General features: G+C 59.9%; 30 protein-coding genes. 14 read left to right on the forward strand and 16 right to left on the reverse strand.

The features are described 5' to 3' along the window. The first annotated feature begins 24 nt into the window (after positions 1-24). Complete coding sequence (locus KCG45_RS08240; RefSeq protein ID WP_218316793.1) at positions 25-531, forward strand: Rid family hydrolase; 507 nt, start codon at positions 25-27, stop codon at positions 529-531. Positions 532-538: 7 nt separating this feature from the next. Here KCG45_RS08240 and KCG45_RS08245 read toward each other — a convergent pair whose 3' ends face one another. Then, positions 539-1144, reverse strand: a complete 606-nt coding sequence (locus KCG45_RS08245; RefSeq protein WP_218316794.1) for a DUF2726 domain-containing protein — start codon at positions 1142-1144, stop codon at positions 539-541. Positions 1145-1254: 110 nt separating this feature from the next. Between KCG45_RS08245 and KCG45_RS08250 the strand changes: the two genes are divergently transcribed. Beyond that, positions 1255-1803: a hypothetical protein gene (locus KCG45_RS08250; protein WP_218316795.1), complete on the forward strand. Its 549-nt coding sequence runs from the start codon at positions 1255-1257 to the stop codon at positions 1801-1803. Between the two features lie 94 nt (positions 1804-1897). On the opposite strand, the gene KCG45_RS08255 is transcribed toward KCG45_RS08250, so the two are convergent. Both KCG45_RS08255 and KCG45_RS08260 read right to left on the reverse strand, forming a co-directional pair. Next, the gene (locus KCG45_RS08255; protein WP_218316796.1) at positions 1898-2323 is read right to left on the reverse strand and encodes a pyridoxamine 5'-phosphate oxidase family protein; all 426 of its coding nucleotides are present in this window, start codon (positions 2321-2323) and stop codon (positions 1898-1900) included. 60 nt (positions 2324-2383) lie between these two features. After that, entirely contained in the window at positions 2384-2839 is a 456-nt protein-coding gene (locus KCG45_RS08260; protein ID WP_218316797.1) for a YaiI/YqxD family protein, read from the reverse strand. Positions 2840-3113: 274 nt separating this feature from the next. Here KCG45_RS08260 and KCG45_RS08265 point away from each other — a divergent pair, with 274 nt between their 5' ends. The 3 genes from KCG45_RS08265 to KCG45_RS08275 all read left to right on the forward strand — a co-directional run bounded on the left by KCG45_RS08265 (position 3114) and on the right by KCG45_RS08275 (position 4060). Next, a complete protein-coding gene (locus KCG45_RS08265; RefSeq protein WP_218316798.1) occupies positions 3114-3326 on the forward strand; it encodes a cold-shock protein in 213 nt (70 codons plus the stop codon). Between the two features lie 82 nt (positions 3327-3408). Continuing rightward, complete coding sequence (locus KCG45_RS08270) at positions 3409-3624, forward strand: hypothetical protein (RefSeq protein ID WP_218316799.1); 216 nt, start codon at positions 3409-3411, stop codon at positions 3622-3624. Positions 3625-3709: 85 nt separating this feature from the next. Further along, the gene (locus KCG45_RS08275; RefSeq protein WP_218316800.1) at positions 3710-4060 is read left to right on the forward strand and encodes an HPF/RaiA family ribosome-associated protein; all 351 of its coding nucleotides are present in this window, start codon (positions 3710-3712) and stop codon (positions 4058-4060) included. On the opposite strand, the gene KCG45_RS08280 is transcribed toward KCG45_RS08275, so the two are convergent. Next, on the reverse strand, positions 4049-5308 hold the full coding sequence (locus tag KCG45_RS08280; RefSeq protein ID WP_218316801.1) for an FAD-binding domain-containing protein: 1260 nt from the start codon (positions 5306-5308) through the stop codon (positions 4049-4051). The genes KCG45_RS08275 and KCG45_RS08280 overlap by 12 nt on opposite strands. A 195-nt stretch (positions 5309-5503) precedes the next feature. On the opposite strand from KCG45_RS08280, the gene KCG45_RS08285 reads away from it, so the two are divergent. The 5 genes from KCG45_RS08285 (at position 5504) to KCG45_RS08305 (ending at position 8810) form a co-directional block, all read left to right on the forward strand. Next, on the forward strand, positions 5504-6076 hold the full coding sequence (locus tag KCG45_RS08285; RefSeq protein ID WP_218316802.1) for a fasciclin domain-containing protein: 573 nt from the start codon (positions 5504-5506) through the stop codon (positions 6074-6076). A gap of 106 nt (positions 6077-6182) precedes the next feature. Further along, complete coding sequence (locus KCG45_RS08290) at positions 6183-6629, forward strand: COG3650 family protein (protein ID WP_218316803.1); 447 nt, start codon at positions 6183-6185, stop codon at positions 6627-6629. A 188-nt stretch (positions 6630-6817) separates the two neighbouring features. Continuing rightward, the gene (locus KCG45_RS08295; RefSeq protein WP_218316804.1) at positions 6818-7225 is read left to right on the forward strand and encodes a GFA family protein; all 408 of its coding nucleotides are present in this window, start codon (positions 6818-6820) and stop codon (positions 7223-7225) included. A 131-nt stretch (positions 7226-7356) separates the two neighbouring features. Then, entirely contained in the window at positions 7357-8439 is a 1083-nt protein-coding gene (locus KCG45_RS08300) for a PAS domain-containing protein (protein WP_369410760.1), read from the forward strand. 47 nt (positions 8440-8486) lie between these two features. Further along, the gene (locus KCG45_RS08305) at positions 8487-8810 is read left to right on the forward strand and encodes a response regulator (RefSeq protein ID WP_255548092.1); all 324 of its coding nucleotides are present in this window, start codon (positions 8487-8489) and stop codon (positions 8808-8810) included. Between the two features lie 26 nt (positions 8811-8836). On the opposite strand, the gene KCG45_RS08310 is transcribed toward KCG45_RS08305, so the two are convergent. Beyond that, positions 8837-10285, reverse strand: coding sequence for a S41 family peptidase (locus KCG45_RS08310; protein ID WP_218316806.1), 1449 nt, complete (start codon positions 10283-10285; stop codon positions 8837-8839). Between the two features lie 233 nt (positions 10286-10518). Between KCG45_RS08310 and KCG45_RS08315 the strand changes: the two genes are divergently transcribed. Then, on the forward strand, positions 10519-11112 hold the full coding sequence (locus tag KCG45_RS08315) for a YbhB/YbcL family Raf kinase inhibitor-like protein (protein ID WP_218316807.1): 594 nt from the start codon (positions 10519-10521) through the stop codon (positions 11110-11112). A gap of 28 nt (positions 11113-11140) precedes the next feature. Then, positions 11141-11392, forward strand: coding sequence for an SWIB/MDM2 domain-containing protein (locus KCG45_RS08320; RefSeq protein WP_218316808.1), 252 nt, complete (start codon positions 11141-11143; stop codon positions 11390-11392). Between the two features lie 23 nt (positions 11393-11415). Here the strand turns inward: KCG45_RS08320 and KCG45_RS08325 are convergent, their stop codons facing one another. The 3 genes from KCG45_RS08325 to KCG45_RS08335 are packed head-to-tail and all read right to left on the reverse strand — an operon-like array spanning position 11416 to position 12505. After that, entirely contained in the window at positions 11416-11655 is a 240-nt protein-coding gene (locus KCG45_RS08325) for a DUF3253 domain-containing protein (RefSeq protein WP_218316809.1), read from the reverse strand. Continuing rightward, positions 11652-12053 carry a DoxX family protein gene (locus KCG45_RS08330; RefSeq protein WP_218316810.1) on the reverse strand — a complete coding sequence of 134 codons (402 nt, stop codon included), beginning with the start codon at positions 12051-12053 and terminating at the stop codon, positions 11652-11654. Before KCG45_RS08330 ends, KCG45_RS08325 begins: the two co-directional genes overlap by 4 nt. Continuing rightward, positions 12050-12505 carry a cupin domain-containing protein gene (locus KCG45_RS08335; RefSeq protein ID WP_218316811.1) on the reverse strand — a complete coding sequence of 152 codons (456 nt, stop codon included), beginning with the start codon at positions 12503-12505 and terminating at the stop codon, positions 12050-12052. The genes KCG45_RS08330 and KCG45_RS08335 overlap by 4 nt, the downstream gene beginning before the upstream one ends. A gap of 46 nt (positions 12506-12551) precedes the next feature. On the opposite strand from KCG45_RS08335, the gene KCG45_RS08340 reads away from it, so the two are divergent. After that, positions 12552-13871, forward strand: a complete 1320-nt coding sequence (locus KCG45_RS08340) for a dipeptidase (protein ID WP_218316812.1) — start codon at positions 12552-12554, stop codon at positions 13869-13871. A gap of 56 nt (positions 13872-13927) precedes the next feature. Here KCG45_RS08340 and KCG45_RS08345 read toward each other — a convergent pair whose 3' ends face one another. From KCG45_RS08345 to dapD, 4 genes are all read right to left on the reverse strand, one after another. Next, a complete protein-coding gene (locus KCG45_RS08345; protein ID WP_218316813.1) occupies positions 13928-14119 on the reverse strand; it encodes a DUF3008 family protein in 192 nt (63 codons plus the stop codon). Beyond that, on the reverse strand, positions 14119-14346 hold the full coding sequence (locus KCG45_RS08350) for a hypervirulence associated TUDOR domain-containing protein (RefSeq protein WP_190786490.1): 228 nt from the start codon (positions 14344-14346) through the stop codon (positions 14119-14121). Before KCG45_RS08350 ends, KCG45_RS08345 begins: the two co-directional genes overlap by 1 nt. Before the next feature lie 69 nt (positions 14347-14415). Next, positions 14416-14580 (reverse strand): hypothetical protein, encoded by a 165-nt coding sequence (locus KCG45_RS08355; protein WP_218316814.1) that lies wholly within the window; start codon positions 14578-14580, stop codon positions 14416-14418. 73 nt (positions 14581-14653) lie between these two features. Beyond that, positions 14654-15490, reverse strand: coding sequence for a 2,3,4,5-tetrahydropyridine-2,6-dicarboxylate N-succinyltransferase (gene dapD, locus KCG45_RS08360; protein ID WP_218316815.1), 837 nt, complete (start codon positions 15488-15490; stop codon positions 14654-14656). Between the two features lie 168 nt (positions 15491-15658). On the opposite strand from dapD, the gene KCG45_RS08365 reads away from it, so the two are divergent. Then, positions 15659-18082 (forward strand): S8 family peptidase, encoded by a 2424-nt coding sequence (locus KCG45_RS08365; protein ID WP_218316816.1) that lies wholly within the window; start codon positions 15659-15661, stop codon positions 18080-18082. A gap of 3 nt (positions 18083-18085) precedes the next feature. Here KCG45_RS08365 and KCG45_RS08370 read toward each other — a convergent pair whose 3' ends face one another. From KCG45_RS08370 to KCG45_RS08385, 4 genes are all read right to left on the reverse strand, one after another. Continuing rightward, entirely contained in the window at positions 18086-19174 is a 1089-nt protein-coding gene (locus tag KCG45_RS08370) for a phosphotransferase family protein (protein ID WP_218316817.1), read from the reverse strand. Continuing rightward, complete coding sequence (locus tag KCG45_RS08375; protein WP_218316818.1) at positions 19174-20274, reverse strand: Zn-dependent alcohol dehydrogenase; 1101 nt, start codon at positions 20272-20274, stop codon at positions 19174-19176. The genes KCG45_RS08370 and KCG45_RS08375 overlap by 1 nt, the downstream gene beginning before the upstream one ends. 29 nt (positions 20275-20303) lie before the next feature. Then, positions 20304-21641 carry an acyl-CoA dehydrogenase family protein gene (locus KCG45_RS08380; RefSeq protein ID WP_218316819.1) on the reverse strand — a complete coding sequence of 446 codons (1338 nt, stop codon included), beginning with the start codon at positions 21639-21641 and terminating at the stop codon, positions 20304-20306. Positions 21642-21740: 99 nt separating this feature from the next. Continuing rightward, a complete protein-coding gene (locus tag KCG45_RS08385; protein ID WP_218316820.1) occupies positions 21741-23180 on the reverse strand; it encodes an MFS transporter in 1440 nt (479 codons plus the stop codon). Between the last annotated feature and the right edge of the window lie 65 nt (positions 23181-23245).

Raw genomic sequence — 23245 nt, forward strand, 5'->3', positions numbered from 1 at the left:
TAAATCGGAAGAGGAGACAAGACAATGAAGACGTTCGTACATGCAATCGCTGCGGCAACGCTGTTTGCAGGACTAACGACGCCGGCGATGGCGCAGGGCGAAGCAGTGCCAGAGCCCGCGCCCGCACCGGCCACCATCCAGACGATCATGCCCGAAGACGAGCAGGCGCGCGCGTTTCTTGAACAGTTCGGCTTCTCGCAAGCCGCGATCCACGGCGACACTGTGTATCTCTCCGGCGTGATCCTCGGTCCGCCGCCCGAGGGACAGACCAGTGAAGACGCCTATGCGCGCAGCCTGGAAGCAATCGGCGAAATCCTGAAGCGCGCCGGATCTAGCTGGGACGATGTGATCGACATCACGACCTATCACGTCGATATCGACCAATCGCTCCCCGCGCTCGCAGCCGCCAAGAACCGCTTCGTGAAAGCCCCCTTTCCCGCCTGGACCGCGATCGACATCGACCGACTGTTCACGCCGGACGGAGAGCTGGAGATCAAGGTGACCGCGCGGGTTACGCCGGTCGCGGAGTAAGGGTGCATTACCGAGAGGCGGGCACGAGCTTCTCGACCAGCGCCCGCAGTTCAGCAGGCGTCGTGTGTCCCGCAACGATCTCGTGATATCCAATTCCTGCCTTGCGGAGCGCTTCCTTCTTCACCGCATCGCGAGCTGCGGCGCTGCCTTGGTGGTGGCCCGACCCTTGATATTCGAGTGCGTGAACCACTTGGCATTGCTCGTCCATCAGCGCGAAATCGACGCGTTTGGAATTCACGGAGAAAAATGCACTGCGATTAGGGCTTGAGAGGAACTCGCCAAGCGAAACTTGCGCCATCACCTGCCAATTGGAGTTGCGCTCGATCACCGCAGCATCAAGCGCCTTGAATACCTTGGCTTCAGACTTGTTAAGTAATGCTCGCGATTTGAAGTCGGCCTGCATTACGCACTTAAGCTGATCCGCTGCATCGGATATTTGCCTGCTTTGGCCGCGACCACCCGTATTCCAATTCCTGCGGCCGGGGCGCTTGCGACTTCGATCTCCTGTTTTGGTATCATCAGATAATGCATTCAAAATCAGGAAAGTAACAGCGACCACTGCAAGGAAGATCAGCACGAATTGAGTATTCGACTGTAGAAATGCTTCGATCATGAATGCCCCCGTCTGTTGGTCGCACTATTAAGTGACCGGTTTGCTGTGGCAATCTGTGAAAAAGTCTTACAACCTTTCCTACTCCGCCAAAATCTGCCCTAAACTCGCAAATGGCACAAACATACGAAAACACCACCGCCCTTACCGCAGCCACCCCGCACAAAAGCTGGACGCCCGAGCGGCAGGCGGCTTTCCTCAATGCGCTAGCCTCGACGCATTCCGTCACGCAGGCGGCTCGCGCGGCGGGGATGTCGCGGCAATCCGCCTATGCCCTTCGCGCGCGCTTGAAAGGGGAGCCGTTCGATCTGGCGTGGCATGCGGCCTTGCGCGTCCGCTTCGATGCGCTGGCGGAGGCCGCGCTCGAGCGCGCGCTGCACGGGGTCGAGGTTCCGCATTTCTACAAGGGTGAGCTGGTCCACACCTCGCGCCGTTTCGACGAACGGTTGACCGTCGCGCTGCTTGCCATGCGCGACCGGCTTGGCCCGCCGCGCCTCCGCTCGACCCACCCGGCCTTCGGATACGGCGCGGAGGATTTCGGTCCGCTGGTGGAGCGCGTCGCGAACGGGCCGGAGACGTGGGACGAGGAAAGCCGCCTCGAATATGAGGAGCTTTATGGTGAAGCGGAGGAGGCTAGCGAGGATGCGGGGGAGGGTGGTTGAAGTTGGAGAGTTGTCACCCGTATCCTACACGGCGAAAATGCCGGAAACGCGCCGTTTCAGCATGTCGGATATGCATGACATGTTGGGGAATGTGTCACCCGTTCACGGTGATCTCGCCCTGTTCGCGGCCTTCCCACCAGTCGATGCGCGCGGGCGAAACCTCGATCAGGATCAGCCCTTCGGTGTCGAGGCCCTGGTCGAACCATTTTTCCAGATCCTTGACCCAGTGCTGTTCGTGCGTGGCGCGGTCGCGGATGATCGTGCCGGTGCCCTGCACGGCGCAGTAGAACTCGCCGCCCGAATAGGTCGCGCCGCACTCGCTGGAGCGGCGCAGGTCATCGTCGATCCGGCCATCGTCGGTGGCAAAGTGATAGGTGGTGCCGTCCTCCGCGCTGACATCGCCGTTGTTGGACATCGGGCGCGCGGCGATCTTGCCATCGGCCCCGGTCTTGGTGACGAGCATGGCGATGTCGACCGATTTGAGCTTGGCAGCAATGTCGGAAAGGGTGCGGTAGGTCATGATGTTCTCCTGAAGTTTTGTTCAGGAATTCAATGCGCAGGCTCCGGAAAAGTGCCGTGCCTATGAGCGGGATAGCTTGCTCATCACCCGGTCCAGCTCCTGCAGGAACCGCGAACGGTCGGCCTTGGAAAAGGGCGGCGGGCCTCCTCCGATACCGTCCATCCCGGCGCGAAGGTCCTCCATGATGGCGCGGGTCGCGATCGCGCCGCCGATGCTGGCCTTGTCGAAGGGCTTGCCATTGTGCGCGAGAACATGCGCCCCGGCATCCAGACAGCGCCCGGCGAGCAGGATGTCGGCGGTGATGACGATCGAGCGCTCATCGGCATGCTCGGCGATCCGATCGTCCGCCGCGTCGAACCCGTCATCGACGACCACCCGCTTGATCCGGGGGTTGTCGGGAATGCGGAACGGCGAATTGCTGACGACGCGGACCTGCGCCTTGAACCGGTCGGCTACGCGGTACACCTCGTCCTTAACGGGGCAGGCATCGGCATCGATAAGAATGGTAACAGTCATGAAAAAAGTCATTAGCGCGGGCGGCGGCGGGAGGCCAAATATTACGCAGAACAGCAATAATTAGGTATTCTGGCAAAGGCGTGCTACATCGCCCGCGCTGACGTCGGAATTTGCGACGGACTTCGAAATTTGACTAGTCGCCGCTTGCCCTTGCCCTTTGCGCATCGGCCCCGGCGTAAACCAGACGACGACTTCCTTTCCCTGAACGATTTGACGCACGATCCCAACTGCAATTTTGCGGATGGGCCTTTACGTTCTTTGAAAGGAACACACGATGTCCAAGACAGGCACAGTTAAATTCTTCAACACCGACAAGGGTTACGGTTTCATCCAGCCCGACGACGGTTCGGCCGACAGCTTCGTCCACATCAGCGCCGTTCAGGCCGCTGGCATGCACTCGCTCGATAAGGACCAGCGCGTCAATTTCGAAGTCGAGCAGGGCCGCAATGGCAAGGAAAGCGCAGTCAACCTTTCGGCTGCCGACTAACCAGTTCGAGTGCGGGCGCGGCGGTTAGCTGCCGCGCCCTCGCTTTTGTTCGACCGCCTTTTCACTCCAGCAGGAGCCATTGATGGCCCAGACATACGAATTCTATCGCGACCGCGCTGATGAAGCCGCGGCGAAAGCGAAAGAAGCACAGCTTGAAAATGTCCGCGAGCGGGAACTGCGTTCGGAGAAAACCTGGCGCGCTCTCGCAAACCAGGCACGTGCTGTCGCCCGCGACCGGGCAAAGGCCGAGGAAGAACGTGCGGCGAAACGCGCGGCGGAGGCTCTGGAGCAGCAATAAGTACTCCACAACGGGCGTTCACATCCCATATGAGATCAAGGCAATATATTCGCCGGCGAGATCATAAGAAGAGGAGAACCCCCCGATGCAATTTCAGTTCAATTCAGACAGTTCCGTCATGGGGACTGCCAATGTCGCAGAGCGGATCGAGAACCAGGTCCGCCAGCGGCTTGAACGGTTTGAAGACCGCCTGACCCGGCTCGAAGTTCACGTCTCGGACCAGAACGCGCGCAAGGGCGGCGACGATGACAAGCACTGCACGATCGAAGCGCGCCCGCGCGGCGGCAAGCCTATCGGCGTCACAGGCAAAGCGGCCGACGTGGACAGCGCAGCGCGCAAGGCTGCGACGACCCTCGCCCAGCGGCTCGAACGCCATTTCGGCAAGAGTGAAAAGCACAAGCATGAGCCGCGCCCTGAGAAGGCGCTAGACGACTAGGCTGGCAGCGGTCCCTGCGCCCGTGATGCCGGTCTCTGCGAGCACGGCTTCGATCTGTTTTTTCACACCGAAGAAGCCAGCTTTGGCCAGCGGCCACGTTGCGCGGTCGAGCTCTCCGATCAGCTCAACTGCGGTGCCTGCTTTTAGCATGGGTGCCAGTTCAGGCATCAACGCATCGCGGGTCCACCCCACGGGCAAGAACGGCAAGGCGACTTGGCGCACTCCGGCTTCGCTCAAGAGTGCGGCAAGATCGGCGCTGGGCTCCCACTGCCGTGCCTCGCATCCGAAAGCTTGGGCTGCGCTCTTCGTTCCGCGGACGACGGCATCTCGCGCAAAATCGCGCGCGGCGTCACCGATTTGACCGGGAGATCGCGCCTCCGGTCGCGCCGCGCTGATGACCAAAGCGGGCGGCTTCGGCAGATCCAGCGGCATGTGGCTCGCGCCTTCGTCATGAAGGAGCAGCGCGTAGGGTTCGCTGTAAGCCTCGGCGCAGGGCGTACCTGGCAATTTTAGTTCCTGGCGAGGGTGCTCGCGTTGCTCGACCAGCGGCGGGGCATCGCTCACCAGCCCTTCGGCCTTAAGCGGACCGCCTGCCTGGTTTGCGGTGTAACGCGCAATATTGCTTTGGCGCGCGAGATACGTTTTGCCTTTGGTGTGCAGGCCGCCGACCCACCGCCAGCTCAGCGTGTTCGAGGCTGCGTCCGCGTCGAGCAAATGGCGCAAAAAGAAATCCGCACCGAGTGTCCAGTCGAGCTTCAGCGTAAAAATCCAGATACTCGCAAACCACATGCGCGCATGGTTGTGAAGATAGCCGGTCGCGATAAGTTCGCGCGTCCAATGGTCGAATGCCTGGATGCCGGTGCGCCCTTCGATCGCTTCGCTGTAAGCGGCTTGTAGGCTCACATCCTGATCCATGGTCGCAATAGCGTTGTCGCGATCATCGATATACGCCTGCCAGATTGTCGGGCGCTGCTCTAGATACCCCTTAAAGTAGATGCGCCAGAACACCTCAGCGATGAACTTTTCTGAGGCTCTGGGGCTGTGATGTGCCAGCGCCGCATCAATGACTTCGGCCTCATCAATGACCCCTGCGTGAAGCCACGGGGAGAGCTGGGAGACATTTCGCCTCGCGTCGCCCTCGACGCAGCCGTCGTCATGATTGCGGCTGCTCGCATACGCTTTTCCAGCGCGCGGGATGAATTCGGAAAGTCGTGACAGGGCAGCGGCGCGGGATGGTTCGAAATGCATGACCGAACAACCGGACAGATTGGTGCGGGTTCCATCTGTCAGCGGGGCGCTCAGGCCGCAGAGTTATATAGTTGCGCGCTTTTGACATAAATTTCGGAACATCCGAACGGGGTGACCGTTCGTATATCCAACAGGGCCGAGCATCCACTCGGTGCCCCGAGAATGAAAAAACCTCCAAAGATTCAAGGATACCACATGAAAACGCTTAAACTCACGTTCGTTTCTTCCATCGCACTGGCACTCGCAGCTTGTGGCGGTGAAGCCGACACCGATGACGCGATGACTGCAGACGACACTGCGGTAGCCGCCGAAGCGACTGCAACCGGTAACATCGTCGAAGTCGCACAGGGCGACGAAAGCTTCTCGACCCTCGTAAGCGCCGTTACAGCCGCCGAATTGGGCGAAGCGCTGTCGGGCGAAGGTCCGTTCACGGTGTTCGCTCCGACCAACGATGCCTTCGGAAAAATCCCCGAGGCAACACTGACCGAGCTTACGACTAACGACACCGAAACGCTGGGAGAGATCCTGAAGTATCACGTCGTCGATGGTTCGATCGACGCCGCAACGCTGACCGCAGCCATCGAAGCAGCCGGTGACGAAGGATACACGATCACAACGCTTGGCGGCGGCGAGCTTACGGCCAATGTGGCGGACGGCGCCGTTGTCCTGACCGATGCAGCAGGCGGCACGTCGACCGTGACGGCCACCGACGTCGAAGCGTCGAACGGTCTAGTTCACGTGATCGACACGGTCCTGATGCCTCAGTAAGCAGCAAGACTGATAAGAGATGCGAAGGCGGGCCGGGTTTGGTCCGCCTTTTGCGTTTCAGACTTCCTCGCACTAATCCGGCACATCACCGAAGGGACAAAGAGCCGTGAAATCCAGTCATAGACGTATCGGAATGATTTTTTGCGGCATTTTGGCCGTAACAGGCTGCTCGTCGGAACAGGACATCGATCCAGATGGCCAGATATTCACGAGCATTGCGAGCGAAGCCAACATTACGCTTGTCGGGACCGAGCCATTCTGGGGTTTCGAGATCGCGCCGCACGGAGGCACTTTTCTAGCGCGCTATACATCGCCTGATAATCTGGAAGGCACGACGTTCGAGGTCGAGCGCTTCGCCGGGAACAATGGCTTGGGCTTCTCGGGCGATATGGAGGGACAATTGGTGCAGATCGCGGTGACACCCGGGACCTGCAGTGACGGGATGAGCGACCGCGCATATCCCTACACAGTCACTGTCGCTTTCGGCGACGCGACCTTGTTCGGTTGCGGCTACACGAGCCAGCAGCCTTTCGAAGGGGAAGGGGCGCCGTAACGGCACCGGCCTGATCAGGCCTCTCATCCCACCATCGCGCAAGGCATGACTGGAACAGCACTCGGCGAGCGCAATGCCAATTTTGACGATTGAGCTTATCGTCGACATGGCGATACTCCCTGACTGCACCCGCAGACCGGCTGTTCGCCGATCAGGCGATAATTTCAGGGCGCGAGAGGGAGAATACCATGACACAAACAGGCGGATGCCTTTGCGGCAAAGTGCGCTATTCGTTGAATGCCGACCCGCTGATGTGCGTGGTATGCCATTGCAAGAACTGCCAGCGTCAGGCGGGAAGCGCGCTCTCGATCATCGTGGGTGTTCACGAATCCGCTTTGGAAATCGAAGGCGAAGTCAAAACGTACAACGATACAGGCGACAGCGGGGCGACCGTGAGACGCCAGTTCTGCGACACATGCGGTTCCCCGGTTTTCACACGGCTCGAATCTGCCAATGGCCTAATGTTTATCAAGGCCGGCACTCTAGATGACACTTCGTCGCTTGAACCGACGATTCAATGCTACACCAAAAGCAAACAGCAATGGTTTGAATTGGCTGGCATTCCCGGTTTCGAGACCGTTCCCGAAGGGCTGTAGAGACCGCAAACCAGCCGATTTCTTGGAACGCCGCTCCTGTTTTTCCGTTGATACAACAACAGATGAATTAGCCGCCGCTGCTGCGCCACCCCTCTTTCTTGGCGACGCGGACGGCATGAAAGCAGGTAAACGTGAATACAGATGACGAGCGCGATCCATCGCGTGCGAACCAAGCGTCCATGCGCTTTGACGATGCGCCCGAGCGATTTCGCGCGGGCAATACGAGCGACCGGTTCTCCGGTGCGTCCGGTGTGCTGTTTGAGCAGGCGATGGCGCAGACACGAATGGCGATCTGCCTGTGCGATCCGCATACCAAAGATATGCCGATCGTGTTCGCTAACCGCGCGTTCCGGAGGCTGACTGGATATTCCGAAAGCGAGATTGTCGGGCGCAATTGCCGGTTTTTGCAAGGGCCTGAAACTGATCAGGAATCTGTCGCGCGTATCCGCAAGGCACTCGAAACCGAAGACGTGGTCGTGGTCGAAATTCTGAATTACCGGAAGAACGGCACGACCTTCTGGAATGCGCTCCATCTGGGACCGATCTACGACGACAACGGAAATCTCGTCTACTTCTTCGGCAGCCAGTGGGATGTTTCCGATGTTCGTGCTTCGCGGGCGGAAGAGCAGCATGCCAAAGAGATGGCGCGGGAGCTGTCACATCGCATGAAGAACATGTTCGCGGTGATTTCTGGGATCGTGAATGTGACTGGCCGCGTTCGCGGTATTCAAAGCGAAGCGGCGGAAATCAATGCGCGCATCCAGGCCTTGGGCCGAGCGTACGAAACCACGCTTGATGAAGCGTCGAGTGGCAGCATCTCGATCGGTGACGCAATCCGCGCTGTACTCTCCCCCTATGATCAGGACGGGCAGAGGCTCGAACTGCGTGGCAACGGCGCGAGCATGCCGTTCACGACAATTTCGGTAGTCGGGCTCGTGCTGCACGAATTTGCCGCCAACAGCACGAAATACGGGGCTTGGGCGGCCGAGGGTGGAACAGTCGAAGTCAGCTGGGCACTTTCCGAAGACAAAAGCCACCTTCTTATCGACTGGAAAGAAACCGGCGGCCCGAAGGTCGATGCGAGCACCATCGAAGATGGCACGGGCACCGCGATCGTCGACCGCCTGCTTTCCACGGGCAGGGGCTCCATCAAGCGAACTTGGAATGAAAGCGGTTTACACGCTGTCATAACCTTTCCGGCGAGTGCCAAATAATGCCTCGCCCGTGCACTCTGCTTGTGTTGGAAGACGAACCGCTGATCATGATGGATCTTCAGTTTAGCGGAGAGGACCACGATTGCACGATGCTGTGTGCAGCCTCATGCACGGAAGCTCTCGATCTGATTGCCAAAGCTGATGAAATCGATGCAGCTATTCTCGACGTCTCGCTGGGCGCAGGCTCGACGTGCCTGCCTGTAGCGCGCAAACTCGAGAATCTCTCGATCCCTTACATTCTGCATTCAGGCGACCTCGATCGGCATGACGAGACCATTCGTACTCTGAATGCCAAACTGGTTGCCAAACCCTACCCGGCGGAGAAAGTCATCGCAGCGGCGATTGAGTGCGTGGTCAACGACGATTGTTAACCTTCGGCACCGAAGGGACGCGTTGGTCAGAACAGGCCGGGAATTTCGTGTTGCGCTGCGCTGGGCTGCTCTGGCTGAAGCATTTCCCGACCACCTGCGCTTTGCACGGTGAGCCCGGTCCCGCCGCTGATAGGCGTACAGGTCCGCCCGCCGAGAAAATCCAGAGCTGCCGCGATCGACGCTTCCGAGGGATCGCCTAGAGGCGTGGTAATATCGTCGCTCGCTCGGCAGGTCGTGGCAAAGAAGGGCGCGAGCCCGTCGAAATATTCGCCTTCGCTGTTTGCATTGTCCGTTTTGAACGTAACGATCCGGAACCTCAGGTCGCAGCTTTCAACGTCAAACCCGCTCTGGCCGACGGGTTTGCCGGACGTGTTGCTGCCAATCAGCGCAATATCGGTATCGGCGAAATAGGCCCGCATCGAGTTGGCAACCAGTTCGCTGGCCGAAGCGGAACCGGATGTCGTGATGAATGCGATCTTTGCTGGTGCGAGTGAATTGCTCGCACTTTCGAACAGAGCGGTGCGGTTGCGATCAGATTTGCTCGGGCGCCATACAGTCTCGCTGAAAACCTGGCCCACCCGATCCCGGCCCAGCAAATCTCCGAGATCTTCGGCGACACTCACAAGGCCGCCCCCATTGTATCGCAGGTCGATGATCACCTCATCGATACCTTGGGATCCGAACTGACCAAAGGCCGCGCTCAGTTGGTCCGATGCATCTTCGACGATGAACGTGCGCAGGTTGATGTAGCCAACCTGCTTTCCCCCATCATCAAGAGTAAGCGCGCCATATCTGTCGGAAAGAGGATCGAGCGAGAATTCGGTCTTGGTGATGTTGGTTTCCACCACCGCGCCATCGACCTGAGCAAAGCGGATGATCCGCGCGGTACCGGCGGTCGTCGGTCCAAGTGCATCGACAACGGCCTGCGGGCCGCCCGACGCCATCAAAGAAGAAACGGTTTCAAGGCTGGCCGACGAAGTGCCGATCGCCAGCAGCTCGGTTCCGCGATCCATCCCCGCACCGAAGCCTGAGCCGGCTTCGTACGCTTCAACCAGAAATACGCGGTTGTTGACCGTGTCGTAGCTCAACCGGATGCCGAACCCGGCAGTCGAGCCGGACTGGATCAGCGCATCTTCTTCCGATGCCACGGTTACGAAATTGAAAAAATCGTCCTTGTTCGCTTCCCTGGCAGGAGCGGTGAGTGCGTCGATATAGCCTTGGGTTGTGGTGAAGTCGGCAGGGTCGACATCCTGCGCGATCAGATCTGGGAAAAGGTACCATTCATCGATGATATCGAATGCGACCTGTTGCTGCTCGCTGATCGAACACCCCGCAACCGTCGGAGGAGGTGTGGGTGTCGGCGCCGGTACTACCGGATTGCCACTTGTCGGGGGAGCGCTGGACCCGCCGCCACCACCGCACGCCACGAGGGCAAGCGCCAAGGTTGCAGAAAGCGCGGTACGGCCGATTTGCATGGGGGTGCGACTCCGAAAGCAAAGAAAATCTTGGAAATGGTCTTTAAACCGAGACCATTAACATGCAGTGACGCGTCTGCTTCGGCAAGGTCGGCGCGGCTTCGCACTGGCTTTAGGAGTGAATTTCGTCCGATTTCTCGGGGTTTTCCGCAGAAACCGGGGCAAATCGGGGGTGCACACCTCGTTTCCTCACCCTGATGCGACTAACTATCAGAATATGGAAAGACAGAATCATGACTGACCTTCCCGACTGGCTAAGCGCCAAACTGCCGCCTGCTGCGCGCCATTCCGGCCTCGCGATTGCGGAGCTGGGCGATGCGCGTTCCATCGGGCGTGGTGGTTTTGCACTCACCAGCCCTGCGTTCGACGCCGGGGAAGAACTCGATCCGTGTTTCACAGCGAAGGAAGAAGACGCCGTCGCACCGCCCCTGGAATGGAGCGCGCCGCCTCCCGGTTCGCAGGAGCTTGTGCTGATCGTCGAGGACGCGGCCAGCGACAGCGAAAAGCCGCAGTGCCATTGGCTAGTTTGGGGCCTCGCTGGGCAACGCGGAAAGCTGCTCGAAGGCGAGGTTCCGCCTCGCAGCGGGAAGAACGCACAGGGCAATTCCGAGTGGCTCCTGCCAGATCCGCCTGTTGGCGAGACGCGCCACTACGTTTTCCAGCTTTTCGCTACCGACCTTCCGCTGACCCTTATGCCCGGCGCGAGCCGCGAGGATCTCATAGCCTCGATCAAGGGAAGCATAACCGCCTGCGCTGTTCTGACCGCACCATTCACCGGCATCGAAGCCGACGATGAAGTGGTGTGGGATGAAGAAGAAACTGACTAATCCGCCATCTTAAAAGGGAGAAAATACCATGGCTGGCAAGACCAACGCACTGCAGAAACCGGTGCAACTTTCGGGTCAACTCGAGAACGTAATCGGCAAAGGCCCGATGACGCGCGCTCAGGTCACCTCGAAAGTCTGGGAATATATCAAGGCGAATGATCTTCAGGATTCGAAGGACAAGCGTCAGATCAACCCGGACGACAAATTGGGTGCCGTTATCGGCAAAGAGCAGATCTCGATGTTCAAGATGACTGCTGCGGTGTCCAAGCACCTCACCTAAGGCTGACGCCTGACAATTGACGATTAGAGCGAGCGGCGCGCGATGCGATATGGCCCGCGCCGCTGCTCTTTTCGTTCACCCTTCCAGACAATTTCGACCTCACCAGCTGCGATCAGGGCATCGACCGCGCTGTGGACTGCGTCCATGTGTGCACGCCAATCCCTATGCTCACCGGCCAGCTTTCGCGCCGCCTCGCTCGGGCAAATTGTCTTGCCCGACCCGCGCTCAGCAAGAAGTGAAGTGATCGCATTCCGAGCCGTCACGGTGATGTTGCCGGTCTCTGCCCGATCGCCTCACCTGTCCAGAGCGCGAGCCAGATCAGCACCGGCTGCGCGATCATGCGCGGCACGTGATAGACAAGTCCTAACCCGCCGCTTTCGCTGGCCATGTCCATCGCGAAATGATGGATGTTAGCAGGCCAGACGCACAGGGCATAAAGTGCCAGCCCAACGCCCGCCGCCTGTCGCAGTTTGCGCGAAAAGGGCTGGAGCAGTCCTACCGCTCCGGCAATTTCAGCCAATCCCGTCCACCAGATTACCGCATCGGGGTAGGGCACCCAGACGGGGGTTATCGCAAGAAAGGGTTCGGGCCGAACGAGGTGTGCATAGCCTGCATAGGCGTAAAACAGCGAGAGCAGCGCGCGAAGCACCAGCTTGATCATGCGCCCGGCTCCCAATTTGCAGGGGCAAGTTCGAAACCGGCGAAGTCAAAACCCGGTACGACGACGCAGGAGGCGAGGGTAAAACCTGCGGCATCGATATTCGGCGCTGCTGGACGTGCCGCCTGCCATGCCCCCTTGGCGACGACGCTCTGCAAGACCTCCCCTGTGGGGACATCACCGCCAAGCGTAGCGCTGCGTACCGGCCCGCCATCCGTAGCCGAGATCATCAGTTCAAGCGGATCGCCAGCCTGCCAGATCCAGAGCTCATCCGCATCCACCCTGTGCCAATGCGAGTTCTCGCCGGATTTGAGCAAGAAGAGAATGGCGGTCCCACGCGATCGGCCCGACGCGTCCGGTTCTGCGCGGTAGGTTTCGCGGTACCAGCCTCCCTCGGGATGCGGTGCAAGCTGCAATTGTTCGATCAGCTCGTCCGCGCTATCAGTCGCCATCATGTAATGCCCCTTTTGTTGCGGGCAGTTACCGGGAGTTTCACCGAAGATGCAATATCGCGCCATTTCTCCGCTCAATCTGTCCCTGGCGGCCATCGCCATCGCGCTCGCCAGCCCCGCAGCTGCGCAAGACGTCGCCGAAGATGCCGCCCCGGCGGCCGAGACGGATCCGGCGGTGGTGACCGCCAATGCCGTGCTCGACGCTGCCCCCGTTTTCGACGGTCACAACGATGTTCCGATCCAGCTCCGCTCTCGGTTCGACAACCAGATCAACAATCTCGATTTCTTCGACACGACGGGCACCGGATCAACCCATCCGGAAGGTAGGGCGATGCATACCGACCTGATACGCTTGGCAGCAGGAAAGGTCGGTGCTCAATACTGGTCAGTCTACGTTCCCGTCAGCCTGTCTGAGCCGGAGGCGGTGCAGATGACGATGGAACAGATCGATGTGATGAAGCGATTGATCGCGCGCCACCCGGGAAGTCTCGCATACGCCGAAACGGCTGATCAGGTCGAAAGCGCGATGGCAGATGGCAAGATCGCCTCACTCCTGGGTATGGAAGGTGGCCATTCGATCGGATCCAGCCTGGCGGTGCTCCGCCAGATGTACACGCTGGGCGCGCGCTATATGACGATCACCCATTCCGCCAACACACCGTGGGCGGACAGCGCAACCGATGAACCGGAGCACGGCGGCCTTTCCGATTTCGGCAAGGACGTCATCCGCGAGATGAACCGGATCGGCATGCTGGTGGATCTCAGCCATGTCAGCGAGGAAGCAATGATGGATGCGCTCGACGTGGCGGAGGCGCCGGTGATCTTCAGCCACTCGGGAGCGCGCGCCGTCAACGGTCATGCGCGTAACGTCCCCGACAGCGTTCTGGCACGGCTGCCGGAAAACGGCGGCATTGTGATGGTTGTGGGCCTGCCCGGTTTCCTCAACGATGAACGGCGTCAGTGGTATGCTGAGCGGCAGGCAGAGGAGGCTCGGCAAAATTCGCTCTATCTTGGTCAGCCAGACGTCGTTTCGGCTGCCATGGCGGAATGGGACGCAAGCAATCCGGAACCGCAGACCATAATCAGTCACATGGCCGACCACATCGACCACATCAAACAGATTGCAGGCGTCGAGTATATTGGCATCGGTGCCGATTACGACGGCATGCCAACCGGCCCTATCGGTATGGAGGATGTGACCGGCTATCCAGCACTGTTTGCAGAGCTGGCGCGGCGCGGTTACTCGCAGGTCGAGCTTGAGCTGATATCGAGCCGCAATGCGATCCGCGTACTGCGGGATGCCGAGCGATACTCGGCGCGGGTGGTAGATCGGGCTCCGATCGAAAGCCTGCTACCCAGCAGCGAATGATTTCAGCAGGCGCGATGCGCGCGGGGAGGTAAGCTCTCCGCGCGCTTGCTAGACAATCAGTCTTCGCCGGCCGTTTCGGGCAGATCCTCGCGTGAGGTGGAGGCCATCGCTTCCAGCTCATCCTCGCTCATACTTTCGTACATTGCGACCGAGGCACCCTGAAGGTCCGATTTGTCGGTTTCGCCGCGTTTTGCCGAGAGCGCCGCTCCCGCAGCCTGCTGCTGCGCCTTGCTCTTTGCCTCGGGCATCAGTCCTGGGCCTCAAGCTCGCTGCCGCGCTTGAGCACTTCGTCGCCATCTTCCTGCTTGATGAGGTAGGCGGGATTGTCCTCGTCACCGTCCTTGGTGACTTCGGTGCCTTGAAGCGTACGGGTTACCTCACGTTCGAACCGTTCGGTAATCTGGCCCTTGCCTTCGCCGTTGCCCCAGTTCCACTTCACATATTGGTTGGTCTGGAAACTGTTGGAATTGCTCATGATTAATCTCCTGATTGATTTCAGGAGATTAATGACCAAACCGGCCCTGAGGTTCCGGAAGAGCTGGCGTCAGTTGGCAGAACCCGTAAGCGCTGGAACAATCCAGATGACGCTCATGGCGATGATCGCGAGCAACAGGCTTATGCCGAGGACATAGCGCATGATGCCAGTTGTGTGCGCACCGCGCGCGTCGTCGTCTTCGATGTGGATTCCGTTATCGTCTTCGTGTGCCATGTGAACTCCGTTTGAAACGATATAGCCGAGCGTGGCCCGGCCTGAAAGCCCGTTCGTCAACAGGCGAAAAAAATCAGTCGCGAAGCAGCTCGTTGATGCCGGTCTTCGAACGTGTCTGCGCATCGACCGTCTTGACGATCACTGCGCAATAAAGCGATGGTCCGGTCGATCCATCGGGTAGCGGCTTGCCAGGCAGCGCGCCTGGAACAACCACCGCATACGGCGGAACTTCGCCCATATGGATCTCGCCAGTCGCCCGGTCGACGATCTTGGTCGATGCGCCGAGATAAACGCCCATGGAAAGCACCGCCCCTTCGCCCACGCGAACGCCTTCTGCTACTTCGCTGCGCGCTCCGATGAAGGCGCCGTCGCCGATGATGACGGGCTCAGCCTGCAAAGGTTCCAGCACCCCACCAATGCCCGCACCGCCGGAAAGGTGCACGTTCTTGCCGATCTGGGCGCACGATCCCACCGTCGCCCAGGTGTCGACCATTGTCCCTTCACCGACATAAGCACCGATATTGACGAAGCTCGGCATCAAAACTGCGCCTTTGCCGATGAAGCTGCCGCGGCGCACGACCGCACCGGGAACGACACGAAAGCCGGCCTCGCGAAACCGGTTGTCTCCCCAACCGGCAAACTTCGTCGGCACCTTGTCGAATGCGGGATCGCCTGCTGATCCCCCTTCGACTACTCGGTTGTCCTTGAGCCGGAAAGACAGGAGCACCGCCTTCTTAAGCCATTGATTGACCCGCCAACCGCCATTCCCGTCCGGTTCGGCGACGCGGGCCTCGCCGCTGTCGAGCATCGCCAGCGCTTCGGCGACCGGGTGACGCACTTCGCTGCCCGGAGTTACATCTGCGCGGTTTTCCCAAGCGGTCTCGATGTCGGCGATGAGTGTCTCGGTCATGGTGCCTCTTGCGAAAGAAGGGATTTCGATCTGAAGCGCTGCTAGCTGCGGAACGTGCTTGCCACAAGGCGATAAGCAAATTTGCCCGCCTCAAGGTACGTGTTGCTTACGTTAAGTTTTCCATCCTATGCCTAGGGCACTAGGGGAATCTTATTCGAGGTCGCAATTATGGAGAACCCCCCGGCAGCAAGGTCTGCGGACAAGGTTGGTGCCTTCGTCCGGATCAAGCGCGCACCTGTTCGAAAGCTCGGGGCGTCTGCCGCCCTGTGCGCCTTGCTCAGTGCCTGCGGCGGCGGAGGGCCTTCTTCCGGTGCGCCGATCGCTTCGCTCCCCGCTCCTGCCCCGCCGCCGCCTCCTCCTCCGTCTCCACCGCCACCTCCTCCGCCGGTGGATTTTGATACGGCGGAGTTCAGGCGATCCAATGGACCTGTCTTTCACGGAGCCGACACCGCATGGCGAGAGGGCGCGACAGGCAGCGGTGAAATCATCGCAGTGATCGATACGGGCATAGATAGCGACAGCCCGGAGTTCGCGGGCCGCATCCATCCCCTTTCCACCGACATCGTGGCCGATCGCGGTATCGATCCGCTCGACGATCACGGGACGAACGTGGCTCTCGTCGCGGCTGCGGCGCGGAACAATTCCGGCGTCGTCGGCACGGCATTCGATGCGCAGATCCTCGCCGTGCGTGCAGATGATCCGGGATCATGCGGCGTCGACACGCCAGATGACCCGACATTGGGCTGCAATTTCTCAAGTGCCGATATTGCCACGGGTATCGATCTCGCCGTCAGAGCAGGCGCTACCGTGGTCAATCTGAGCCTTGGCGGCGGGCCGACGTCGCAAAGCGTGCTGGATGCCGTCGCGCGCGCTGCGAGCGCAGGCGTCGTCGTGGTCGTCGCCGCCGGAAACGGAGGCGCTGGTGGTGATCCTGATATCGACCCCGACCAGCCTGATCCTTTCGCCGCTGGTATTCGGCAGGCGGGTGGCGGTAACGTTATCATCGTCGGTTCGGTCGACGATCAGGGTGCATTCTCCAGCTTCAGCAACCGGGCGGGCGATTTCTCCACTTCGTTCATCTCGGCTCTCGGCGAACGGATTTGCTGCGTTTACGATGACGGTGAGATCTTCGTCGAAACCATAGACGGGCAGCAGTTCGTCACTCTCTTTTCCGGCACGAGTTTCGCCGCTCCGCAGGTTGCAGGCGCGGTCGCAATTTTGGCGCAGGCCTTTCCCAATCTCACCGGAGCGGAAATCGTCGAAATTCTGTTCGACACTGCGCGCGACGCTGGCGAAGTCGGTGCTGACCCAGTGTTCGGAACCGGCATTCTGGACATCGCGGCGGCCTTCGAACCTTCAGGTGCGACCACGGTCGCCGGGTCCGGAAATGTGCTTGCGCTTGGCGAAAGTTTCGGCCTCGGGTCCGCGGCCATGGGTGATGCGCTGTCGTACGTTTCGATCGATACCGTTGTCCTCGATAAGTACCGCCGAGCCTATGACGTCGAACTCGGGCATGATGCTGCGAACGCGGCGCAGGTCCAACGTCTGCGCCGCGCGGTTGAAGCCGGAGGAATCACACGTGCAACGGACGGAGATAGCTTGTCCTTCGCTGTGACCATTGCCGAGGGGCCGCGCGGCGGTGGGATCGGATGGTCGAGCGAGCTGCAATTGACGCCGGAAGAGGCGCAGGGCGCGCGGGTGCTGGCCGCAAGAGTGGCCGCGCGCGTCTCTCCTGACATGCAACTGGGTTTCGGAATTGCGCAGGGCGCACGAGGGCTGGTTGGTCAGCTCCAAGGGGCGGAACGTCCGGCATTTGCCGTGGCTCCGCGCGCCGGAGCGGATACAGGTTTTCTCACCAGCACCGATGTTTCGTTCGCTGCGCGGCAGGTGTTCGGCAATTGGGGTGTGACTTTCGCCGCTGAAAGCGGGCGCGCGTGGTTGGGAGACAATCGCCGATCGAACGATGTGGTCTACGGTGTGCGCGAAAGGCGGCGAACGACCACTTTCAGCCTCGCTGCCGATCGAGACTTCGGTGAGACAGGCACGGCGATTGGGCTGACGTGGCTTTCCGAAAAAGAGACGCTTCTGGGCGGTCACTTCAATTCAGCCTTGGGTCTCGCGGGCGCGGACACGCTTTATCTCGACGCCGATATCGTGCAACGGATGGGACGCAAGTGGCGGGCTGGGATGGCTTTCAGGGGAGGCATGACCCGGCCGCGGGGTGGCGCGTTGATTGGTGGTGGATCGCAGCTAATTTCAGAAGCCTGGTCCATCGACCTTTCCCGCACTGGCAACTTTACTGTAAATGACACGGTCGGGTTAAGAGTGAGCCAACCATTGCGGGTCAGCGGCGGAGGGCTCGATCTCGACCTGCCGGTGGCCTATGACTACGCCAGCGAAAGGCCGATCATCGGACGCCAGAGACTCTCGCTTTCGCCAGAGGGACGCGAACTCATGAGTGAGCTAACATGGGGCGGACCGCTGCTCTTCGGATATGCCCGCGCAAGTGCTTTTTACCGGATTGAGCCAGGGCATTTCGCCGCGGCACCCGATGACATGGGAGCTATCGTAACCTTCAGCACATCATTCTGAAGATCAACCGGGCATGCCCGCCGCACGGGCAAATTCCGCCGCCCGATCGACCAGCTGGTTCACCCGTCCGCTCATGGATTTCGCATGAGCCGACGACGCCGTGCCATCGATCACGCGTTTTTTGATACCCTGCATGATGCCGGCGAGCCGGAACAGGTTGTATGCGAAATACCAGTCCATCGGAGGTACGGGATAGCCGGTGCGTGCGACATAACGTTCCACCGCCTGCTCGACCGACGGAATTCCGAGAGCGCCGAGATCTAGGCCCAACAGACCGGCTCGTCCGTCGGCAGGCTGGAACCAGTTGAGCATCAGGTAGCTGAAATCCGCGATCGGATCGCCGAGGGTCGATAGCTCCCAATCGAGCACGGCGATGATGCGGTTTTCCTGCTTGTGGAAGATCACGTTGTCCAGCCTGTAATCGCCGTGCACGACGCTGCTTTCATGCTGCGGCGGAATGGTTTCAGGCAGCCATTCGATCAGCCGTTCCATTTCCGGCATATGCTCTGTTTCTGACAGCTTATACTGTTTCGACCAGCGAGCGATCTGGCGGGCGCAATAATCCATCGGCTTGCCGAAATCGCCGAGACCAATTTCATTCGGCTTGTTCAGATGCAAATCGGCCATCGTGTCGATGAGCGAATTGTAAAGCTCGCGCCGCTCTTCGGGCGAGCAGTCCGGAAGGGCACCGTTCCACAGGCTGCGCCCGTCCGCCATGCTCATGACGAAGAATTTCGAACCAAGGACTTCAGGGTCTTCACACAGGCCGTATGTGCGCGGCACAGGAAAACCTGTTGGATAGAGCCCCGTCATCGCCTTGTATTCACGGTCTACCGCGTGCGCGCTCGGCAACAGTTTTCCGAATGGCTGGCGGCGCAGGACGTAATTCGCCTGAGGTGTTTCGATCTTGTAGGTCGGGTTCGATTGTCCGCCTTTGAACTTGGTATAGTTGATCGGGCCGGCGAAACCTTCGACATTGGCTTCGAACCAGTCGGTCAGCTTGCCGAGGTCCAGCTTGTCCTTGTCGGTCACTTCGACCGTACCGACCATTTCCTTGTCGAAATCGATCTGGGGTGCGTTGTCGGTAGCCATCAGTCGAACACCACCACGCTGCGTGCCGAATGCCCCTCACGCATCTTGTCGAAGCCGGCGTTGACGTCCTCAAGGCCGATACGCTCGGCGATAATCGTGTCGAGATCGAGCAGCCCGCGCATGTAGAAATCAACGAGGCGGGGGAGGTCGACCGGGAAATGGTTCATCCCCATGATCGCTCCCATGAGTTTCTTCCCGCCCAGCAGGTCCATCGCCGACAGCCCCACTTTGCAATCGAGCGGCATCATGCCGAGAATGACGGCGGTTCCGCCGCGGCGCAGCGATGCCACAGCAAGGTCCGCTGCCGCCTGACGGCCCACTGCCTCGATACCGAAATCGACACCGCCGCCGGAAATCGCCATAATCTGGTTGGCGGCATCGTCCGCCAATGCATCCACGGTGTGGGTGGCGCCCAGTGCTTCTGCCAGAGCACGCTTTTCAGGAAGCGGATCGGCGGCGATCACCTTGCCTGCACCTGCAATTTTCGCAGCGTTGATCGCAGCAAGCCCGACTCCGCCGCAACCGATCACGGCAACCGACTGACCCGGCGTGACATTGCACGCATTGAAGATAGTGCCTGCGCCGGTCGTAACCGCGCATCCGATGATAGCAGCCCGATCGAACGGCATGTCCTTGTCGATCGAAACGCAGGCGTGTTCATGGATCAGCATCTGCTCGGATAGGGCCGAGAGGTTGAGCATCTGATTTACCGGTTCGCTCTCTCCCGAACCGCGGGAGCGCGTCATGCGCGGCACATCGCCCTTGCCGCGCCGGGTGTCCGCGCCGAGACAAAGCGCCATGCGGCCGGTCACGCAGAACTCGCAGTGGCCGCAAAACGCGCTGAGGCAGGAGACGACATGATCGCCCGGCTTCACCGTTCTTACTTCCGAACCGACAGCTTTCACGATGCCCGCCGCTTCGTGCCCGGGAATGCAGGGCAGGGGATGCGGATAAGCACCGTCGATGAAGTGCAGGTCCGAATGGCAGAGGCCGCAGGCCTTGGTGTCGATCAGGACTTCGTGCGGCATCGGATCGGCGACATCGATTTCGCCGATCACAAGTCCTTCACCCGGAGTTTCCAGGATTGCTGCTTTTGCCATTTTCGGCCTCTCCTCTACCGCGTCCGCGCTTAGCGCGTAGCGCCCATGTCGCCCGAGCTCAGATTGCCGCTATCATTGGCCGCCCTTCCGCTGTCACCGCGAAGGGCATTGGCAGTCGGACCCGCTTCGGGGATATGCTTGCCAAACTCCATTCGCGCGATCGAACGGGCATGGACTTCGTCGGGACCATCGGCGAGCCTGAGCGTCCGCTGATGGGCATACGCATTGGCAAGACCGTAATCGTTCGACACACCGCCGCCGCCATGAGCCTGGATCGCGTCGTCGATGATCTTGAGGGCCATGTTCGGCGCCTGAACCTTGATCATGGCGATTTCCTGCTTGGCCGATTTGTTGCCGACCTTGTCCATCATGTCTGCCGCTTTCAGGCAGAGCAGGCGGGTCATGTCGATATCGATACGCGCGCGCGCGACTCGCTCTTCCCAGACGGAATGCTTGTAGATCGGCTTGCCGAAGGCTTCGCGTTCCTGAAGACGCTTGCACATCTTCGCCAGCGCTTCTTCGGCTACGCCGATCGTGCGCATGCAATGGTGGATACGGCCCGGGCCGAGGCGACCCTGCGCAATCTCGAAACCGCGACCTTCGCCCAGCAGCATGTTTGTGACGGGCACGCGGACATCCTTCATTTCGACTTCCATATGACCGTGCGGCGCATCGTCATAGCCGAATACCGGCAGGTGACGGATGATGTTCACGCCCGGTGCGTCATTGGGCATCAGCAGCATGCTCTGCTGCGCGTGGCGACCGGCGGAAAAGTCAGTCTTGCCCATCACGATGGAGACTTTGCAGCGCGGATCACCCAAGCCAGATGACCACCATTTACGGCCATTGATGACGTATTCGTCGCCATCGCGTTCGATACGGGTTTCGATGTTTGTCGCATCGGAGCTTGCGGTGAAAGGCTCGGTCATCAGGAAGGCACTGCGGATTTCGCCGTTCATGATCGGTTTCAGCCATTGTTCTTTCTGTTCGCGCGTGCCGTAGCGGTGGAACACTTCCATGTTGCCGGTGTCCGGCGCGGAGCAATTGAAGACCTCGCTCGCCCAGCCGATGCGGCCCATTTCCTCTGCGCACAGCGCGTATTCGAGGTTGGTGAGACCCGGACCCTCGAATTCGAAGGTGTCGTCGACGTGGTGGTGGCTCTCATTGCGCGGCGGCATGAACAGGTTCCAGATACCCGCTTCCTTGGCGAGTTTCTTCTTGTCCTCGATGATCTGGATCACCTTCCAGCGGTCGCCTTCGGCGTCTTGCTGTTTGTAGGTGTCCATGTTCGGGCGGACATGCGTTTCGATGAAGTCGCGCACGCGGTCGCGCCAATAGACCTGGCGTTCGGTGGGTTGAAAATCCATGGGGGTTTTCCTCTCTAGTCCTGAATTGCAATCGAATCTGTTAGAACAACCGTGGCAGAGGCGTATGGCCGCGCCAAGCTCTCATTTATGGCTGTCGGCTCATGCGGTCTGCCGCGCGGCGAGTGCGGCGACGCGCGCCTCGTGATCCTCCCGCTTGATCGGGAAACGACCGAGCCAATAAGCGGCGATGGCCATGAGAATGGTTGTTGCGAGCGTGTAGAAGATGATGAGCTCGGTGATCGTGCTCGCCGGCACTTCACCGGGCGCAGCGTCCCTCGCGAAGTCGATGGCGGACAGCACTTGGCCGGTCAGGAAAATGCCGAGGCCGGTCGCGCATTTCTGGATCAGCCAGTTGCCTGAATAGAACGCGCCTTCTGCGCGCCTGCCTGTGCGCTCGAGATAAGCCTCGACGATTTCCGCGATCATCGAACTGGCGGAAATAAGCACCACGATGCCGAGCATGTTGCCGACGATCAGTAGAGAGAGCAGCATGAGCCCCGACAAGGCGGTGTCGAGTGGAGGCCAAAAACCGGCATAAAGCGCGAGGTACGGTGCCAAAGTGACCAGTGCCGTTCCGAGCGCGGACACTGCGGCACTTTTGGGTTTGCCGAGATGCTTGTGCATCGGCCCGACGACGAAGAACATGAGGATGGCCGACAGAAACAGGGCGAGCGGATAAAGGCTCAGCGCAGTCACACCTTCGGGCAGCAGTGGCATCTGTGCGGTGTCCAGCCTCCATACATAGAGCGTCAGGTAGTTGGTGAGCGAGAAGGTGAGGCCTTGGTTGACATAGGCGGCCAGCCCACCGGCGGCGAAAATCAGGAAGGCACGCTCGCGGAAGGCTTCGACGATTTCTGCAAAGCATGCACGGATCGTGAAGGGTTCGGGTTTGGTCGCGGGCAGATGCGCGACCAGTTTGTGCTGCCCAAGGGCGGATCCCATGACCGATAAGATGATCAGGCCGCCCCCGGTGATCGCCCATCCGACATATCCATCGCGGTTGAGCAAACCGCCCTCGCCGGGCATAAAAACGGTGTAGGCGAGCACCATCATCAAAATTCCGCCGAGCCAGCCAGAGATGTAGCGGAACCGAAACAGCGTTGTCCGCTCGTCGTAATCGCTCGTGATTTCAGGCAGCAGCGAGATGGACGGAACCTCGCAGGCCGACAAGAGGACCCTGACGACCACTGCGATAGACAGCAATCCCCAGAATGTCGGCGCTTCACCGCCTGGCGGCGTCCACATCAAGACCCACGCAATGGCCAAGGGGATCGGCGCTGCATAAAGCCACGGCAAGCGCCTGCCCCACTTGGTGTATGTCCGATCGGACAAGTTGCCGAGGATTGGATCGACCACCGCGTCAATCAGGAGCGCGCAAAGCAGCGCGAGGCTCACCAGCGATGCTTCCATGCCGAGAACCTGGCTGTAGAAGAACAGCAGGAAGAATTGGAAACCGATATCCTTGACGCCAAAAGCGACCGCGCCGAAGCCGTGGATCAGCTTCAGGCGCATTGGCAATTTGCCTTTCACAAGGCCCATTAACGCAGCCCCTGCGCCGTCAGCCTCACGCCGAATCCGATCATACAATCCTCCCAATTCGTGCC

This window comes from Erythrobacter ani (assembly GCF_019204025.1).
Taxonomy (GTDB): Bacteria; Pseudomonadota; Alphaproteobacteria; order Sphingomonadales; family Sphingomonadaceae; genus Erythrobacter; species Erythrobacter ani.